Source organism: Peribacillus sp. ACCC06369, assembly GCF_030348945.1.
Lineage (GTDB): Bacteria > Bacillota > Bacilli > Bacillales > DSM-1321 > Peribacillus.
The window spans coordinates 4485803-4504083 of record NZ_JAUCEN010000002.1; the positions used below are offsets into that span (position 1 = coordinate 4485803).

Consider the following 18281-nt stretch of genomic DNA (forward strand, 5'->3'; position numbering starts at 1 on the left):
TCGCTTATATGAAGCAAAGACTCCCCCTAATCCAAGGATTATTAAGGGAGTCTGGAATGATCCATGAACGTTACAGTTCAGATTTCACTTGAGCGGAAACGCTTTTTTTCGTTAAATATTTTATGTCTTTGAAGCCAACAAAATTCTTGTTTTTCTCATCCCATAAACGGAAACGGAGTGAGCTCAAGCTTGTCGCAAGAGTAATCGTTGGAACGTTCTCTAATGGCTGCGTATTATTGTGCGCCATTTCCAATTTATAGTTAGGTACCCTTGGACTTAAATGGTGAACATGATGGTAACCGATATTACCAGTAAGGAACTGCATCAGTTTTGGAAGCTTATAAAAAGAACTTCCTTCCACTGCTGCCAATACATATTCCCACTCCTCATTTTCTTCAAAATAAGAGTCCTCAAATGTATGCTGGACGTAAAACAGCCAAATGCCCACTGAACCAGAAATCATGAAAATGGAACCTTGTACTAAAAGAAACGTCTGCCAACCTACTGCCAGGCAAAGTAATGCCACTAAAACAACGATTATTACATTCGTCAAATAAGTATTCATTTTTTCCTTCTTTCTAGCACCTTTACGGTTAAATCTATTCTTAAGAAGGAAAACATAAATTGGACCTATTCCAAACATAACCAATGGATTGCGATAAAAACGATAGGCAAAACGAAGCTTAAGCGGTGCAGCCAAATATTCATCCACCGTAAGGGTCCAAATGTCTCCTGTACCCCGCTTATCTAAATTACCGCTTGTTGCGTGATGCACAGAATGCTCGTGCCCCCATTGATCAAAAGGGAATAAAGTCAAAACACCCATGATTGTCCCGACTATCCTATTCGCACGGCGGCTTTTGAAAAATGAATGATGCGTACAATCATGAAAAATAATGAAAATTCTTGTCAGGAAACCAGCAGCCAACACAGCTGGAATTAAAGTTAACCAATAAGAAACGGAAAGGCTTATATATGCTAGGTACCATAAAATGATGAACGGTCCCAATGTATTGATGATCTGCCATATACTTTCCTTTGTCGTTGATTGTTCAAAAGGAGCAATTTGTTTTCTCAAGTTTTTAGTGTTTTGTATAGTCATTAATCAATTGCACTTCCTTTTATTTGTCGTTATTTCATATTATAAAGAAATCAACCTAAAATTATTAGTACCAGGTGTCATGACTAGAAGATGACAAATGTCATGTACAAGTTTTTTTAGCCTGCACATAAATGAAAAACCTTACCCAAAAACCAAAACGAGAATAGGCCCAACCAGTGACAACTGGTTAACCTGTTCATAAGTATAGCATTTCTATATCGTTCTCCAATAAGGCTTGGCAACATTTTTTGACAATACAACAGTAAGTAAAATGATTTTAGAGAGATGTTTATTATCGACAAATGCTACTTATGATAGGCTTAGACTATAAGGATTTACCAGGTGAAAAACTGTAAAGGAGGATTTAAATGGATAAGGAAATCGAAAAAATAATTGTAAAATCATTTTTCACCAAAAGGCTCCAAGATAGAGTTCTGTTCGAATTGTCTTCAAACAAGAAACGCAAAGATGCCTTAAGTCGACTTTGTCATACTTACAGAACAACTCTTCGTGAAGAATATATCATTGAGATCCCAAAACCTAATTCAGATCCAGTAGATATAGCAAAGTTACTGAAACAGAATGGTGCTGAAGACTCTTGTTATGTAATATCCTGGGATAAAGATATTGATGGTAAGGAGCTCCCCTTATTAACCGCCTTAGAAAAAGCCGTTGGGATGGGAATGCCGTCAATCATATCCTGTATCCCAAATAAACTCGCTTATTTTGAAGCTGAACAAGAAGTCCTTCCATCTCCAAGATTTTTACTTAAAAGAAAACAATAAATATTTGCATACACAAATAGTCCTATTTCTAGATGAAAAATCAACATTAACCTTTAGTCACTCCCCTTTTAAAAATAAATAAAGACCATAATCCGTTGAAATTGAAGCGTAACCCATTTGGCGTAACATGGCTGTGATATTGCCACGATGGTATGTTCCATGATTCACGACATGTGGCCCCAATTCGGCTACACATGTTTTCATTAGGCCGCCAGATGGGTTCTCAATTACCCCTAAATGTAGGTCCTAATAGACAAGCCTATATGGGATATAGAGTGAGATATGCTGTCGAAACAGGCGAAAACCACACAGTCAATATCTACAATGGGGATATCATTTCTAAGAAAAAAGATAAAGTCAATAAAATTAGCACGGCGAATACACAAACTAGTCGACTATTAAACCATCAATCTAAAAAAAAAGATTAGCTCATAGCTAATCTTTTCAGTTTGTAGACAAAAGGGGTTCGGAATTAAAAAATTCCGAACCCCTTTTTGAGATTCCCTTTGAATTTTTGCCTGAAGTTAGGAGATTGGGGCTCTACGAGCCCACTATGTTAGGCCATTTTTGGACCTCGCCATGTCCAATTGGCCATCTTCTTTAAATTAATGGCAGCGAAAGTAAGCATCGCCTGCATCGACAATTTTTTAAGTCCCCTTAAAGTTGTCCAACGCATACCATGCTTTTCTTTTGCATCTGCGAATACACGCTCAATCGTTTCTTTACGTTTCGCATATATAGTTTTTACATCTTGATGATGACGCAGATGATCTGCTTCTTCCACATGTGTTTGCCAAATATGCCGTGTCACCACTTTTTGATGGTCTTTGCTTTCTGTACACTGAGATAAAAATGAGCATGTCGCACAAGTGTGTTTGGGTGATTTATACTCGCGATAGCCCTCTTTATTGGTTGTTGAGTACTTTAATAGCTCTCCCGAAGGACAAAGGTAACAATCAAAATGTTCATCGTATACATAGTCCTGTTTGCGGAAAAATCCTTCTTTGGTGCGAGGACGTGTATAAGGTAAAGCCGGTATGATTTCTTTGTTAAATAGGTAGCTTGTAATCGCTGGTGTTTTATAAGCTGCATCTGCGGCAACGGCTTCCGGTTTTCCAACTTTCTCAATCACTTGTTCAACTAGTGGCTCTAAGATCTGACTGTCATGTATATTTCCAGGTGTTACAATCGTTCCCAATACAAAACCGTTGCGGTCTGCGGCCGCATGGAATGAATAGGCAAACTGTTTTGTTCGTTCATCTTTCACATAGTAGCCACTCTCAGAATCCGTTGTACTTTCTTTAATCTCTTTGGTCTCTTCTTTATCAAATTTATCTGATGGAAAAGGCTTCTTTCCATGTTTTTCACGATCTTGATTGATTTCTTCTTGAAGACGCCCTTGATACGCTCGTGTTTCTTTACGAACGATTTTCTTTTCAAATTTCCTTTTATTCGCACTGGCTTTCACATGTGTGGAATCCACGAAAACGTGTTCAGCACTTATTAACTTTTTATTAGCAGCTGTCATTAAAATGCGATAGAAAATCTGTTCAAACAGGTCTGTATCTTTAAAGCGTCGCTCATAATTTTTCCCGAACGTAGAGAAATGAGGTACTTTATCATGGAAACCATAGCCTAAGAACCAACGGTAAGCCATATTGGTTTCAACTTCTTCAATCGTTTTACGCATGGAACGAATACCGAAGGTATATTGAATGAATGTCAGTTTAACTAAAATAACTGGATCAATACTTGGGCGTCCTACCTCTGAATACATCTCTTTCACCAAGTCATAAATGAAAGTGAAGTCAATGGCAGCCTCCATTTTACGAACCAAATGGTTCAGTGGCACCAGTTGATCTAACGTAATCATTTCAAGTTGATCTCGCTGAATAGAATCATGTTTAGAAAGCATCCTCATCACCTCAAGTTTTAATACTTCTATTTTAAAACAAAAATGACTCCAGGCAAAAGTGTTTATCTAAAAGGTAAGACAAAGTTGATTGGAACGGAAGGTACGAGACTCCTGCGGGAAAAGCGCGTCTAGGGGAGACCCCGCAGGCGAAAGCCGAGGAGGCTCCCCGACCGCCCGCGGAAAGCGAGTGCCTGGAGTGGAAAATCAACGGCCAAATTGTACAACTCATAAAAAATAGACAAACTCGATTTTCATCGAGTTTGTCTACAGTCTGAAAAGATTAGCTCATGGCTAATCTTTTTTTTTTAGGCTATGTTAAATTCTAATGTTGATATTTGACCATAAGAAAACCGCCTTGGTGAAAAGGCGGTTCATTGAGCTATCGTCCCCGTAGTTAAATAAATTAGTTGTGTCTGTTTTTATTGAGTGTCTTCGTCGCTTTTGTACTCCAAAAATCACCTGGCTGACAATCCAAAGTCTTACATATCCGTTAATCATTCATTTTTTGACTTTATATCTGGGACATTTTTTAATGGCTTTTGAAGTGCGTCCACAATGGCTGCGATGATACTTGTTGCTAAAATACCCATTAGACATAATGATGTAGGACCCGCTGCATCATCACTACCTGTAACTTTAGCAAGCACCCTTAAGCTTACTATTCCTAACAAAATGAGGAAAATGACTGTAAAAGCACATTTCTTTATAATCTTCAAAGATTTAAGGGATAATTCAGAGAAAGCATTGTTCTTTTCGATGTAGGTTAATAGTTTATATGCTTGATACAACGCAACAGAAAACGCAATACAGAATCCGTATGCACATACTAAAAAGGGGATTAGGAAGTAAGCCGTATCTGGATGTACCCTTGCATCTCTAACGGCTATCTCAGGCAACCAGATACACAAAGCAAGCACTGCAATTCCAGCCAGAAAAATAATTACCTTTAAGAAAGTGGTTGAACCTCGTTTAACATTCATTTAAAACACCTCACTTATTTAATGACAACATGATTTTAGCATACCATTTATCGTTTTACAATAAATTTATATTGTTTTTATTTATATTGTTATTGAAATATCCTTCTAATTTTGACAAAAATAAAAAGCACTTCTCATTACAAAGAAATGCTCTTACTTTAAAATGTTAAATTTACAACTTGTTCAACAAAACTGCCCGTTAGCTTAACAAGAATAAGCAGAGAGCCGAAGTTTGGTATTCGTGTCGGTCACAGTAAATAGGTACGATTTGACCAACATAACAGCAGAATCGTAATCCTTTTTAGATTCCCCATTTCCTTCTATATAGGGCCTTTCCACAATGTACCTCTATTTTAAAGCTATTTACCATAGTAAACTAGTAAAGTTAAAATTGACGTAATTTAAGGGGAATAAAATAATAGTGAAAAAATTCTTTGGATGTCTTATTATGTTAAGCCTTCTTTGTATATGTCTCTGTCCTGCCAGTGGTGAAGCATCAAGTAAAACCCTTGACATAGGTTCCGTTAAGGAAGGCAATACGAAGGTTTTCAGTTCTCCTAAACTAGGTTCCACTATATTACAGACCTTAAAAAAGGGCGAGGAATTTCCCGTCATTTCTTCTGTCGCCGGGGATTCTGCGAAGCCTATTATACATACAGTAAAGACTGGAAGCACCTTATGGAAAGTAGCAAATCAATATGGAGTTTCAGTAAGTGCGCTACAGAAAGAAAACAAGTTAACCTCTTCCGAAATTACTGTTGGCCAAAAATTGAAGATTCCTCAAAAATATAAGATCCATACGGTTGGATCAGGCGATACATTGTGGAAGATTTCTTCTAAATATAAGGTAGCCACAAGTGATTTGACTAAATTGAATAACTTACGTACAACTTCCCTTAAAGTTGGCCAAAAATTGAAGATTCCGGAATATTACTACCAGGTTCAATTGCTTGGAGGTAAAAAGGGATGGATAAAGAAATCCCATCTTCAAAAAAAAGCGCAAAACCGCATCGTCATGGGCTGGAAACATAATGGATCGAAAGAAAACTACACCCAACAACTTAAACACCCCAATTTAAATGTAGTATCTCCCCGTTCCTATACGCTGACGAATACCGGTAATTTCGTTTCCGTTTCTGTAGATACAAAATACGTTCAATACGCTCATAAACAAGGAAAACAAGTTTGGCAACTTATCGGTAATAAATTCGATCCTGTTTTAACTGATTCTATACTAGGCAATACAAAAAAACGTCAGAAACTAGTTTCAGCTTTACGTGATTCACTTGTTCAAACTAAAAGTGATGGATTAAATGTAGATTTTGAAAACATCGATCCAAAAAATAAGAAAGACTTTGTACTTTTCATAGGCGAACTAAAAAAGGCCCTAAAACCCCATGGCATCAAACTATCTGTGGATGTCACCCGAGAAAATGACGATCCTTTTTGGTCAAAAAGTTTAGATAGGAAAGCACTTGGCAAAATAGCGGACTACATAATCATAATGGGTTATGACGAGCATTGGGGAGGTAGCCCAGTAGCCGGGTCCGTTTCCTCGTTACCTTGGATCAAAGAAGGAACTAAGCTTTTAATGAAAGAAGTACCAGCTCATAAGATTATATTGGCTGTCCCATTTTATACGAGAGAATGGGTAACCGATTTATCGACCAATAAAGTGAAAAGTCATGACCGTACCATGGCTGAGGTCAACAAAATCATTTCATCTCATGGACTTAAAAAGGTATGGGATAAAAAGACCTCACAAAATTATGTGGAGTATACTTCCAAAGGGAAAAAGCATCAAATATGGATAGAAGATAAAAAATCGGTGACCCTTCGTCTTGACTTGGTAAAACAAAATCATCTAGGCGGTGTAGCTGCTTGGTACATTGGAGCAGAAACTCCTGACATTTGGGATGTATATCATTTTAATAAATAGGTTAATAGAAAAATCATAAAGGAAAAAGGCCTCACATTGTGTGCGGCCTTTTCTGCATGACATCATTTTCAGTCGGTCTTGTCGTCATAAGTGAATAGACCACCCCAATGAATATTAGTGAAATGCCCAAGATTTGAATCCTGTCAGGTTGAAATCCTGAAAGCAGAATATCCAAAAGTATGGCAACTGCCGGATCGACAAAAATCATGAAGGATACTACATTTGTGGGCAAATGACGGATACTATTAAAAAACAGAAGATACACGACGCCTGTATGGATGATGCCGGTAAGTATCGTATAAAACCATTCGGAAGATTTTAGCGTTGTGTATACTGAAAAATCGGCAAAAGGAATCAGTAATAGAAATCCAATGAACATTTGCAGAAAAGTGGTCGCATATACACTCGTCTTTGTAATGCTCTTTCCTAAAAGCATGGTTGCCGCATAGAAAAATGCAGCTATGATTCCATACATGATACCTTCCCATTCAGGAGATGATGATCGAAATCCATCTGTTCCCATAATGAATAATGTGCCAATGAAACATAATGAAATGGCCAGGATGGAGAATAAAGTCATTTTCTCCCTAAAGATGAAGCTCCCTATGATGAGTACGATGATCGGGGCTAAATGATAGAGCGAAATGGCAATTGTCACGGATATCAGTTCAAATGATTTAAAGAGGAATATCCAGTTTAACAAGTTGGCCACGGCGCAGAATATGATGAGCATCACCTCTCTACCATTCCATATTTCGTTCTTGAAATTCCCTGTAATCATCCAGGCTGCACATAAGAATATGGCAGCACAAATGCAGCGAACAAATACCAACTCCAGTGCTGGGAGTCCTGATAGTTCTGAAAAGAAACCGACAGAACCAAAGATTGTCATTGCTAAAGACAGTTGAATAAGTGCTATTTTATTCATTTAATTTCTCCTTGTATAATCACCTATTATTTTACATTAATGCAACTAATACTATCACTTCTCGGGCATTCCGTCACGAGTGATGATATTCTCCCACATTTGCTCTGGAATCATCAATTTACACTTGCTATCGCGCGGCAAGGTTGTCATGATTTGTTCTTCCTTACCTTCCTTTATTTTGGCGGCCCAGTCCGGTTCCATCAGCAATTCCCTCCCCAGCGCGAAAAGCGGAATATTTTTCTCAAGCACAGCATTTGCTTCTTCTGGAGTATTAATCGATCCGAGTGATATGAAACTGGTTCTGCCAGCAATGATATCGCGGATAATTTCCGTCCTTGTTAACCCCATGTTCAAGCCGCTTCTAGGCATGGACCAGACATTTTTAACGGAAAGATGTAAATAGGAAAGCTCTTGGCTTGCCAATTTATCCACCAATGCAGCTGTGTCATCCATTTTCATTCCGCCTTCTTCCGGTTCTTCGGGGGAGAAGCGATAGCCTATAATGAAATCTTTGTCTGCGTATAGATCACGTATCCGTTTCACTTCCGCGATGACGGCAAGTGGAAAATGCATTCTATTCTCCAAATTCCCGCCCCATTGATCTCTCCGCCTGTTAGAGTGGGGTGAGAAAAACTGCTGAAGGAGATATCCATTCGCACCATGGATTTCCACACCGTCGAATCCTGAACGAATGGCATGGCGAGTGGCTCTTCCAAAGTCTTGAATAGTGGAGATGATCTCCGTGTGACTCATTGGCCTTGGAATGTATTCCCCGCCCATTTCTTTATAAACGCTTGCAATGATTCCACTCGGACTAACCATACGTTCTCCGCCTGTACAGCTTGGAAGGCTCTCGCTTCCGCCATGATGAAGCTGGAGAATTGCTTTTGCACCTTTTGACTTGATTGTTTTTGAAAGCTGTGTGAGTCCAGCGATGCTTTGTTCATCATATACATTCATTTGCCGGGGAAAGCTTGTAGCAACAGGGGATATGGCGGCCGCAGCAGTAATGAACATGGCAGGTCCATCTGCCCTTCTTTTATAGTAAGCTAGTTCCTGGTCAGAAACCAAGCCATCCTCTTGAGCAGAATAAGTGGTCATTGGCGCAACTACAATCCTGTTTTTAAGAACCGTTCCATTAGAAAGCGTGTACGGTGAAAAAATTTGGCTGTATTTCCGTTTCATCATTTTCCCATCACCCATTCGAATTTTATTTTTTCTAATTTTATTGTATTCTCGACCCTAACATAAGTAAAATGAATGTTTTTCATCACTTACATTAGAACTTCTCATGTATAATTCATTAGAAGAAAGGTGTGGGGAATTTGAATTTTTTTCAGTTGGAAGTCTTCTTACATGTTGTTGAACACGGAAGTTTCACGAAAGCGGGAGACCGGATCGGACTGACTCAATCAGGCGTGAGCCATAACATTACGGCGCTTGAAACGGAACTTGGTGTGACTTTATTAAAACGTGATCGAAAAGGAGTAACACTCACCACTGCTGGAGAACAGGTTATTCCACATATGCGGGCCATTGCTGCCAATCTTGCACATATCGAACAAAAGATTGCAGCTGTGAATGGAATGGAAATCGGGAAGATAACGATTGGCAGTTTTCCAAGCTTCACTGCCAGATTCATACCGCTGCTATTCTCTATCTTTAATGAAAAATACCCTACTATTGAATTGCTGATTCATGAAGGAGGATATGATGAAATCTTAAAATGGATAGAAGAAGGAACAGTGGACATCGGCTTTGCAGCAAAACCAGTTAAGAATGTGGAATTCATCCATCTGCTAACAGATCCTTTATCAGCCGTCGTATACGAAGGCCATCCACTTTCAGGGAAAACCGGAATCAATCTTGAGGACTTCGCTGATGAACCATTCATCATGCTGCGATCCGGCTGTGAAACACTCATAGAGGATAGATTCCTTGATGCCAAAATAAAACCAAACATTTCATACGACATTAAAGACAATCAAACGGTGCTCTCAATGGTGGCAGGAAAATTAGGCATCTCAATTATGCCCAACTTGGCTATACCTGAAAAACCGGAACGTATAAAAAGCCTGCCCTTGACTCCGGAAATTTCCCGGGAGATCGGATTGGTCATGAAATCATCCAAAGACCTTTCACCAGCAGCAAAGGAATTTTCAAACGTCGTTCAAGATTATTTCCGAAAGTAGAAAAACATAATGAAGAAAAAAAAAGAATCCCCTTTTCATGAAAAAGGGGATTCTTTTCGTGCAGTGATCATCCCAAGAATAGATCCAGCAGATTACTGCCTGCCGATGATTGCTTATTATAAAACTCCGAATAACCGCAATTCTTGCAATACACAACCGTAAATTGATTATTCTGGACATCGAACATTTTTGACAATCCTGTTCCAGTCATGGCTACGTCCTTCTTAGCAGCATCATTGCTTCCGCATTTCATGCATCCCTTTTCATTCATGATCCTTCATCTCCCAATTTATAAATAATAATGCCGATAAATACCGGAGCTTCCCAGCACCGTTCATAATTAAATATACGGATAAAGTGATAAATGGTTTCGGAACTCATGCAAAAATATGTAAATTCCATTGAGTACTGTTTTTATTGGCTGCCTTTTTTATTACGATTAGATTTTATGGTAGGCAAAGCATGATACACACTAATAGCAAAATAATAGAGTAAAATCATATGCAGAGCATCACTTATAGGAACGGGGGTATCATCAAGCTTAAAAATGGCAAATAATGCATAAACCCCAACAAATATGATTGGATAAATGATGTAATGATAGCAGAAATTTTTAATGAACATATTCTTCGCTTTCTTATTTACTTAAACGGCAAATTCTTTAATATGGACCTCCCCATGTAAAAGGGGTGTTTTTCTTATTATTATTATATATTTGGTCCCTCCACAGGTAGAAACTGTCTTCCTCAAAAAAAGAAAAGCTCTGTAGAAAATCCCCTTCCACAAAGCTTTCTTCGAATCTATTAGTCTTTTACAAAACTACAGGAGTGCACCTTACTTTATTCATGCTTTGAAAATAAGGTATTTTCTGTCCCATCTGTTTTAACTCGGAAGATGTCTTCATGACCATCTATTTTGTAGTATATCCAATTATCCAGTACATTTATATTTGACACTTCTTTATCTAGTAGTAATTGATTTGTTCGCCATTTTTTTCATCTTATATATATGGTACTTATCACTTGGATTCAAGTAATAAATCCAATTTTCATCTACGATTAAGGATGAAAACTTCTGATCGGTTATTTTCATTTCCTTACCATTTTGTTTATCCACTTTATACAAGTGCTCTTCTGTATCTGTATAATAGAGAAATTGCTCATCCGCATCATCAATAATTTGAAGATACGAAACTGTATCATTTAATTTCCTTATATGTTCTCCATCGAGTGACATCGAATAAAGTTTTCCATCACCGTCTTCATTGATAGGTTTATAGAAAAAACTTGTTTATGATCAACGACGAAACTTCCTGTAATTTCCTTTTCAAAAGAATAAATTTGAATCTTATCCGTGCCATCCAAATTCATTTTATATAGACCATTCTTAAGCGAATCATAAAAGTATATTCGATCATTTTTTACCTGAACATATTCTGCACTTTTGAGCAGCTTCTCCCTTCCCTTCCCGTCCCATCCAATTTCACTCGATATAACTTCGGTCTATCAGAGAAGGGCATTACTGTATAATATACCCATCCCTTCATTACTTGGATATCGCCAAAGCCTTTAGAGGCAAGTTTCACCTCCATTGTTCCACCTTCAGTTTTAGCGATCATTTCATTATTGGTTAACGGAATCGTGGATGCATTGAATTTCATGTAAACAAGCAGGTTGTCCTGATTCGCGACGAATCCATGATTGATCATATTTCCATATGAATTCCCGGTTCCATTAGGCATTTCAGGCGCTTCAATTCCTTTCGATTGTTCATTTTCACAACCCATTACTAAAACTATCAGCCCTAAAACAACGAAGTATTTTTTCATTTTACCTACCTTCTCATTAAAAATAACGGGCCATAAGTGAAAATTGGAGATTTAGCATCAACACCTTTGTTTTTGTGGGGAATTGAAATGTCTCTTTCCAATACGAACACCCTGTGGCATTTAAAGCTACTTTCCTAGACATGGAACAAAGTAATTTCCAGTATCGATGAACATTATATTTTAAAAATCTTAAGAATGTTTATAGGTTCCATAAAATATCCTATCATTATAAAAAGAAAGCCAAATAAGAGTGTAGAGATAAAATCTATAGTAGACTTATTTTCATTAAATCGCTTTGTACTTTTAATAATGTAATAAAGTCCCAATAAATAAAATATTATCTGCACATATAAATAATCAGTAATGAACATTATAATCAAAATCACCAAAAATGATAATTTTAAAAAAATATCCATTACAGTTTCATGAAAAATCTTGGAAAATACATTCTTCTTGTCGTTTTTTATTAGTTTTAATTTTATTTTTTTCAAAATCTTTACACCCCCTAAAAAATACTACTTTTAAATTAGGACAGCTAATACCAGCAGTCTTAATTTTTTTATACTACTTTATTTTCTGCTGACTATACTTGTTATAGGAACAGTCACCGTCCAACCATAGTTTCGGCCATAAAGTATGACTCCCTTGCCTTTATTTTTATCCTCCAATTTTTTTGCAAACCTTGTCATGCCCCAATTGGCAATTAGACCCGCTCCTGAAATTAATTTGTTTTTTCCAATAAAATTACGAATAGTTTTGCTAATTAAGGCAGCCACTCCAATTAAAGTTGCATCAATCAATCCATAATTTAACTTTTGAACAATTCTTTTGGTTTCTTTATTACTTAACGTGACTTTGTATTTAAATCCCCACCAACCTTTAGAATATACACTGAAACCATAATTACCATCAGGATCAACATTACTTATTGGATTGTTATTGACATATGTGTACCCGTTTTGTGAAATTGGCTCATCTTCATCTCCTGGGTAAGGATCTAGAGCTAAGAATCTACCGTTTTCTGGATTATAGTAACGAGCTTGAAGATAATAATTTTTTGTTTCTATATCATAATAATAACCAGCATAGCGAATCGGGTTCTCTTGAGCGACTTCGCCGACTTCTGTTAATATATTTCCAAATGCATCATACGTATATAAACCGGCTTCTTTTCCTTCGTTATCTCTAATTGACACTACGTCGCCACGTTGATTTGTCCAGTAATGATACACTTGTTGCTTCCAGTTACCACTTTTATCTTTTTCTCGAAGAATCATTCCTAAAGGAATGTGTCCTTCCCATTGGTAACTTCGATACTGTTCCAAAGAGTCACCATTCCGTATGACTTCAAGTGATAATTGGTTACCAGCGTAAAAGTATTCATGAGTTTTGCTTCCGATAACTTTTTTCGTCCGTAATCCTGCTTCATCATAGTCGTAACGAGCCACTTCCTTGCCTTGTAAATCAGTGACTCTTGTTTGATAACCAAGGGAATTGTACTCATATTTGAATGTTTCGTCCTGAAGCAAGTTCCCATCATCGTCATACTGATAGCCTTTACCATTTTTAAATTCAATTTGATTAGCTGCGTTATAAATAAAGGTATCGGCCTTATCACCGCGTGTGGTTTCTTTGCGATTCCCAACGTCATCATAGCTATATTTATTTACCGTGCCATTTGATAAGACCTCTTGAATCAGCTGGTTATTTTTATCATAGGTTAAACTCGTAACTCCTTGTTCATTTATTTCTTTTAAAATATTTCCTGATTCATCATAGTCATAGATATATTCTAAGTTAGTACTGGATCCTTGAGTATAGCTAATACTCTTTAGAAGGTTACTATTATTAAATGTACTGGTTCTTTGGTATAGATTTTCGTTAATAGTGACTAACTGTTGATTATTAGACATTTTATCGTCGTAATCAAATACCATCCATTTTTGTTCCCCTTCTCCTACTGTCAGTACATTATTTTTCCCATCATCCGTATATGTTAATGATTGTTCGACCTTCCAAGGTTCTTTATCTGTATATTGGATGGCTGAACTTAGAGGTTGTTCATTATCGTTATACGTAAATCCTATTTTGAATTTCCCTTGTTTATAAGACTCAAGTTGTGAGCGATCATTATAGGTTAAATCTTTTTGAAGAATTGTTTGCGTGGTTTCTAGGTCTTGATAGTTTACGCTAGATAATTGACCACCTTCATTATACGTTTGATTCCACTCTAATACATTTCCTTTTGATTTAGTAGAGACTGTCACACTTTCTACTTGATTCATATCATTATAGGAATACTTTAACTTATTACCAGAAGGTCTTTCTTTTAAATCCATATTTCCATTTGAATTATAATGATAATTAAAAACCATGCCAGGAAAAGTTGCTTTTGTGAGTTGATCATTATCATTATATTCGTATGTTTTATTTCGCCCTAAAGCATCTGTAAGAGTCGTTAAATTCCCATTTCTATCGTATTTATATTGAGTCGTTTTTCCTTTCCCGTCTGTTACAGCAGTAACTACGTTAGGCTGTAGTGGATGGTATTCGTAAGAATTACTTCTTGCTCCAGCATCTGTTTTACTCTTTATGTTGCCAAACTGATCATAAGAGGTACTTGTAAATAAACCTTTGGCATCTTTTACCTTAACTGTATCTGTTTTATCATCATAGACCGTTTCTTCATACGTTTGATTCGGATAAATAACTTTTGTTTCCCTACCAAACGAATCATACTCATACTTTGTCGTTTCCTCACCAATCTTCGTGCTAGACAGATTTTCCCCTTCGTATGTGTTAATCGTCAGAGTGCTCTTTGGATCCGTGAATCTAGTTAACCGGTTTTTACTATCATATTCATAAGTAGTCGTACCGTTAGAATCTGTGTTGGTTTTCAAATTCCCGTGAGAATCATAGCTGTTAGAACTGGTTATTCCTTCTTCATCAACAGATTGTAATACATTGTATTGTTCATCATATTGGAAGCTGGAACTTGTCTCATCACTATTCATGATCTCGCTAACGGCAAAAGTTCCATTTTTCGTATCTCGTTTATAAACCGTCTCATTGTCGTCTGTATCTGTTACCGTAAATTCATTTTTTGCCTGATCATAACGATACGTAGTAGAGACAGAAATGGACGCATCTTTTTCCTGTTTGTCAAATATTTTCAATTCATTTTCATCATATAGATACTTGGTTTCATTCCCCTTGCCATCTACATAAGATGCTAGTTGGCCAATTGAATTATAGGTAAGCTTTTCTGTGATGCTATCCGTTGTGCGCGTATCTTTCGTTACAACGGATGCCAACTGCTTATTCTGATATCCAATTCCCTTCCAATTACTTCCGTATTCTACTTTATTGATTAATCCATCCGTGTTATAGGCTAATTGAATACTAGTCCGAATTTTTTCGCCTTGGTGATTTACTTCAGAGATTTCGGATAACTTATCTTGATTGTAAAAAAAGCGGATTGTATTTTGATTGATATCCTTGTAGGCATATAAGCGATACTCTTTAGTTTTACTTGAATTCCCCTCGAAGATTTTGGAAAATCCATCTTTTTCTTTCAGGCTAAATCCTTGTGCATCATTAACCGTTTCCTTTGTTAAGGTTAAATATTTCCCTTTTGGAGAGATATATTTTTTATTGCTAGAATCATAGCTAAATTCATGTTTGGTTCCATCTTCATCATAATAAATGACTTTTGCTGGTTCTGTGCTCGTAGCATCTACTTCTACAAGATTTTCATTTCCTGCAAATGTCCAACCTTGCCCAAGCGCAGAAGTACGAGTGGACCGTGAATTATAGTAACGGGTAAAATCAAATCCTAAGAGACCTCGAGTGAATAGGGATTGATCCGTGAACTCCATGACCATATTTCCCGTGGTTACATTCACGGAAGCAGTTGCATTTCCAAATGAATGGTCTTCATAAGTGAAATAATCTTCTAAACCATTTAAATCCTCTCTAGGATCAACTGATACCGTTCCTTTATTCGAAGCAGGACTTAAACCACGATTTCCTGTAATTTTACCCTGTTCTGTTTCTGGAGCATTGTCGTCGTCCACATAATAGGCTTTAACCGTTGCGGAATAATTTGATGAAACACCATAAATGGGTTCTGTTGTGAAAGATGTTTTGCCTTTTACTTGATATGTTTTAGTTGTTTTATCATCGGAAATCTGTACCTCGTAATATTTTGCTGAAGTTGTCGCATCCCACTTCACTGTCAAACTACTTTTGTTATTGACCATATCCTCTAAATTACTAGTTAGCTTTGCATTTTTAGGTGCATATAATGGTATGTATCCATAGTTAACATCTGATGAAGCTGAATCTCCTGCTGCAGAAATTGCTTTGACTCGAATACTATAACGATTTGAACCATTTCCATAAGTAATGCTAGGGTCAATTGGTAATTCTGTTCCTATACCTATACTTGTCGATTTGTCTAATTCGACTGGATAAAGTTCTTTCATCCCATTTTTCAAATCCGCATCCGTAGGCCAGATCTTTTTCCCCTTTGTACTAATACTGGTTACTTTACCTACCGAAAACTCTTTATATTTTGTACCATTCCAAATAAGAACTTTATAACCCGTTGCATTAGTCACTGGTTTCCAGGAAATATCAAGCCAACCACGCCCTTTATTTACTGTATCTGTTTCCGGGTACGCATATGGTTTTACGGTTGGAATATCCGGAATTCCCACTTGCACAACTGGTATGGCTTTGTAAATAGCTGTTGAAGCCGGGCTATCTCCATTTGCAAATTTTGCTACTACACGAAATCCGTAATCTTTTTTCGTAGTTGTCGTTCCACTTTTCGCACTATAAAAAGCACTCGGATCTACCGGTAATTCAACACCCGTGCTATCCGTTTTATACGTGGAACTTGTTGAATAAGGAGCTTTAGGGAATATCTTTTTGCCCTTTGTTGACCAACTTGTAGATGTACCAGAATAAATAGTCTGATAACCCTTACCATCATACATTTGCAAATCATAAGACTTTGCTCCATGAACGGAACCCCACTTAACATCAATATATCCATCAGCCTTCCCCTCACCATAGGAGAAAGAACTGACTGTAGGATTCTTCATCTTTTCATAATGGTAACTAATAACCAATTTAGCTTTTTTCGCACTTTCTGCAGCCGTGATTTTTTTCCAATGTGTTTTGCCATTTCCGTTCGTATGGAATTTAAATCCATAGTTTTCTCTTGTACCGTCCACCCAAGCCTGGATGGTATTCTTAACATCAAAATAAGCCCACTGATCCCTAGCAACAGACGTACTCGTTATTTTGGTGGATGATGGCTTATTGTTCCAAGTTAATTCATCTACATACCATTGTGCTTTTACCTCATCTACCCATATATCCGTTTTTGTATCGACATAATAAGAATGGGTAACATAGGCGGCTAATTCAGCAGAATCAATGGTTGCACCCTTTAAATCCCCAATTACACTAAATTTAACAAACGGGTAATTGGTTCCTGTAGTGCTATCATAATATCCTGTTTTTAATACATATTCTCCTTGTGATGGATCCCATTCTTTATTGTAATTGTTATTTGGATAGGCGCTCATCACAAATGTATCTCCCAATGCATCAATCGATACTGAAGGGTCAATATAAATAGGGAAGACTCGCTTAGATGAAGATAGCCATTCTTTACTAGCATTTAATACTAACTCATAACTATCGTCTGATTTTTTATTTAACTCATAATGGATATCTGTCGATCGGACACCATCACCTAAAGTGTCGTTATAGTTTGAATCCACCATTACAGGCTTTGGTAAAGTGAAAATTGATTTCTCTTTAGATTCGTTTTCATAGAATCCTATAGATCCGTCTTTTTCAACTTGACCGTATAAATCCGTTTGAATGGTATAGTGAAATTCATTGATACCATTATATTCATTCATAATCCAATCTTCTTTTACCTCATTATTTAAGGCTACATGCCGTAGATCAATATTCGGGTATATAGATTTAAGAGTTATTGAATTTTCTTCTTTTACTGACCCCGATGTATAAGTTGGTTCAGTCTGCTTCTCTCCATCAGAGGCATAAGTTAACTCAAATGATAACTTGTGTTCACCAGATTGATAAATTAAAGGCTTATCTTCCCCTAATTTCTCAGGAAACATAAATTCTAAGTTTGTTGTTTCTGTCTCTATGTAGCCCTTATTATCTTTTTCCACTAACTCTTCGGAAATGGTCTTGTACTTTCCGTCTACTTTGTTATGTATTTCTTCTGGATAAATCTCTTTAACAAAGTTTCCTTCTCCATCAGTGAATGTTTTTGAACTTTCCGTTCTTTCTTTCACCACTTCATCCAAATTGTCAGTGTTGATTGTTTCCTTTTCATTTTCTTTCGTCTGACTCGTATTTTCACTTGAAGCACCTGTATAGGTTGGCAACAAGCTACATAACAAAGCCAAAATTAAAATCGATGCAATGTACTTTCTGAATTTCAACAAAATATTTCCTCCAATTCCAATTAACTCTAACAGATTATACATCAGTAAATATATCTAGTAAATTAGTAAAAATATCAGAATATTAACAAAATACAACAAAACATAGATACTT

The 18281-nt window shown here is 36.8% G+C and carries 14 protein-coding genes and 1 pseudogene; 4 read left to right on the forward strand and 11 right to left on the reverse strand.

Features of this window, described 5'->3' with window-relative positions; all coding sequences use genetic code 11:
• Positions 1 to 70: 70 nt before the first annotated feature.
• A complete protein-coding gene (gene desA, locus QUF78_RS22715; protein ID WP_289326465.1) occupies positions 71 to 1102 on the reverse strand; it encodes a Delta(5) desaturase DesA in 1032 nt (343 codons plus the stop codon).
• A gap of 368 nt (positions 1103 to 1470) precedes the next feature.
• Here desA and QUF78_RS22720 point away from each other — a divergent pair, with 368 nt between their 5' ends.
• Positions 1471 to 1887, forward strand: coding sequence for a hypothetical protein (locus QUF78_RS22720; protein ID WP_289314901.1), 417 nt, complete (start codon positions 1471 to 1473; stop codon positions 1885 to 1887).
• A 57-nt stretch (positions 1888 to 1944) separates the two neighbouring features.
• Here QUF78_RS22720 and QUF78_RS22725 read toward each other — a convergent pair.
• Positions 1945 to 2115 (reverse strand): annotated as a pseudogene (locus QUF78_RS22725) (DinB family protein); the annotation flags it as partial.
• On the opposite strand from QUF78_RS22725, the gene QUF78_RS22730 reads away from it, so the two are divergent.
• Positions 2103 to 2315, forward strand: coding sequence for a hypothetical protein (locus QUF78_RS22730; RefSeq protein WP_289326466.1), 213 nt, complete (start codon positions 2103 to 2105; stop codon positions 2313 to 2315). The pseudogene QUF78_RS22725 and the gene QUF78_RS22730 sit on opposite strands and share 13 nt — an antisense overlap.
• 128 nt (positions 2316 to 2443) lie before the next feature.
• Here QUF78_RS22730 and QUF78_RS22735 read toward each other — a convergent pair whose 3' ends face one another.
• Together QUF78_RS22735 and QUF78_RS22740 are read right to left on the reverse strand one after the other, a co-directional pair.
• A complete protein-coding gene (locus QUF78_RS22735; RefSeq protein WP_289323635.1) occupies positions 2444 to 3802 on the reverse strand; it encodes an IS1182 family transposase in 1359 nt (452 codons plus the stop codon).
• 494 nt (positions 3803 to 4296) lie between these two features.
• The gene (locus tag QUF78_RS22740; RefSeq protein ID WP_289326467.1) at positions 4297 to 4782 is read right to left on the reverse strand and encodes a DUF2975 domain-containing protein; all 486 of its coding nucleotides are present in this window, start codon (positions 4780 to 4782) and stop codon (positions 4297 to 4299) included.
• Between the two features lie 448 nt (positions 4783 to 5230).
• Here QUF78_RS22740 and QUF78_RS22745 point away from each other — a divergent pair, with 448 nt between their 5' ends.
• A complete protein-coding gene (locus QUF78_RS22745; protein ID WP_289326468.1) occupies positions 5231 to 6721 on the forward strand; it encodes a LysM peptidoglycan-binding domain-containing protein in 1491 nt (496 codons plus the stop codon).
• A 31-nt stretch (positions 6722 to 6752) separates the two neighbouring features.
• On the opposite strand, the gene QUF78_RS22750 is transcribed toward QUF78_RS22745, so the two are convergent.
• Positions 6753 to 7649 carry a DMT family transporter gene (locus tag QUF78_RS22750; RefSeq protein WP_289326469.1) on the reverse strand — a complete coding sequence of 299 codons (897 nt, stop codon included), beginning with the start codon at positions 7647 to 7649 and terminating at the stop codon, positions 6753 to 6755.
• A 54-nt stretch (positions 7650 to 7703) separates the two neighbouring features.
• Positions 7704 to 8837: an NADH-dependent flavin oxidoreductase gene (locus QUF78_RS22755; protein ID WP_289326470.1), complete on the reverse strand. Its 1134-nt coding sequence runs from the start codon at positions 8835 to 8837 to the stop codon at positions 7704 to 7706.
• 137 nt (positions 8838 to 8974) lie between these two features.
• Between QUF78_RS22755 and QUF78_RS22760 the strand changes: the two genes are divergently transcribed.
• Positions 8975 to 9841 carry a LysR family transcriptional regulator gene (locus QUF78_RS22760; RefSeq protein WP_289326471.1) on the forward strand — a complete coding sequence of 289 codons (867 nt, stop codon included), beginning with the start codon at positions 8975 to 8977 and terminating at the stop codon, positions 9839 to 9841.
• A 67-nt stretch (positions 9842 to 9908) separates the two neighbouring features.
• On the opposite strand, the gene QUF78_RS22765 is transcribed toward QUF78_RS22760, so the two are convergent.
• The 5 genes from QUF78_RS22765 to QUF78_RS22780 form a co-directional block, all read right to left on the reverse strand.
• Positions 9909 to 10112 carry a zinc ribbon domain-containing protein gene (locus QUF78_RS22765; RefSeq protein WP_061464941.1) on the reverse strand — a complete coding sequence of 68 codons (204 nt, stop codon included), beginning with the start codon at positions 10110 to 10112 and terminating at the stop codon, positions 9909 to 9911.
• A gap of 568 nt (positions 10113 to 10680) precedes the next feature.
• On the reverse strand, positions 10681 to 10797 hold the full coding sequence (locus QUF78_RS28075) for a hypothetical protein (protein ID WP_483313864.1): 117 nt from the start codon (positions 10795 to 10797) through the stop codon (positions 10681 to 10683).
• 4 nt (positions 10798 to 10801) lie between these two features.
• Entirely contained in the window at positions 10802 to 11110 is a 309-nt protein-coding gene (locus QUF78_RS22770; RefSeq protein ID WP_483313896.1) for a DUF5050 domain-containing protein, read from the reverse strand.
• A gap of 151 nt (positions 11111 to 11261) precedes the next feature.
• The gene (locus QUF78_RS22775) at positions 11262 to 11669 is read right to left on the reverse strand and encodes a DUF5050 domain-containing protein (RefSeq protein ID WP_289326473.1); all 408 of its coding nucleotides are present in this window, start codon (positions 11667 to 11669) and stop codon (positions 11262 to 11264) included.
• Between the two features lie 569 nt (positions 11670 to 12238).
• A complete protein-coding gene (locus QUF78_RS22780; protein ID WP_289326474.1) occupies positions 12239 to 18169 on the reverse strand; it encodes a DNRLRE domain-containing protein in 5931 nt (1976 codons plus the stop codon).
• Between the last annotated feature and the right edge of the window lie 112 nt (positions 18170 to 18281).

Excerpts from the sequence above, each read along its gene's own strand:
- desA (WP_289326465.1), bottom strand. The coding sequence starts at position 1,102 with ATGACTATACAAAACACTAAAAACTTGAGAAAACAAATTGCTCCTTTT.
- QUF78_RS22720 (WP_289314901.1), top strand. The coding sequence starts at position 1,471 with ATGGATAAGGAAATCGAAAAAATAATTGTAAAATCATTTTTCACCAAA.
- QUF78_RS22730 (WP_289326466.1), top strand. The coding sequence starts at position 2,103 with ATGGGTTCTCAATTACCCCTAAATGTAGGTCCTAATAGACAAGCCTAT.
- QUF78_RS22735 (WP_289323635.1), bottom strand. The coding sequence starts at position 3,802 with ATGCTTTCTAAACATGATTCTATTCAGCGAGATCAACTTGAAATGATT.
- QUF78_RS22740 (WP_289326467.1), bottom strand. The coding sequence starts at position 4,782 with ATGAATGTTAAACGAGGTTCAACCACTTTCTTAAAGGTAATTATTTTT.
- QUF78_RS22745 (WP_289326468.1), top strand. The coding sequence starts at position 5,231 with ATGTTAAGCCTTCTTTGTATATGTCTCTGTCCTGCCAGTGGTGAAGCA.
- QUF78_RS22750 (WP_289326469.1), bottom strand. The coding sequence starts at position 7,649 with ATGAATAAAATAGCACTTATTCAACTGTCTTTAGCAATGACAATCTTT.
- QUF78_RS22755 (WP_289326470.1), bottom strand. The coding sequence starts at position 8,837 with ATGATGAAACGGAAATACAGCCAAATTTTTTCACCGTACACGCTTTCT.
- QUF78_RS22765 (WP_061464941.1), bottom strand. The coding sequence starts at position 10,112 with ATGAATGAAAAGGGATGCATGAAATGCGGAAGCAATGATGCTGCTAAG.
- QUF78_RS22775 (WP_289326473.1), bottom strand. The coding sequence starts at position 11,669 with ATGAAAAAATACTTCGTTGTTTTAGGGCTGATAGTTTTAGTAATGGGT.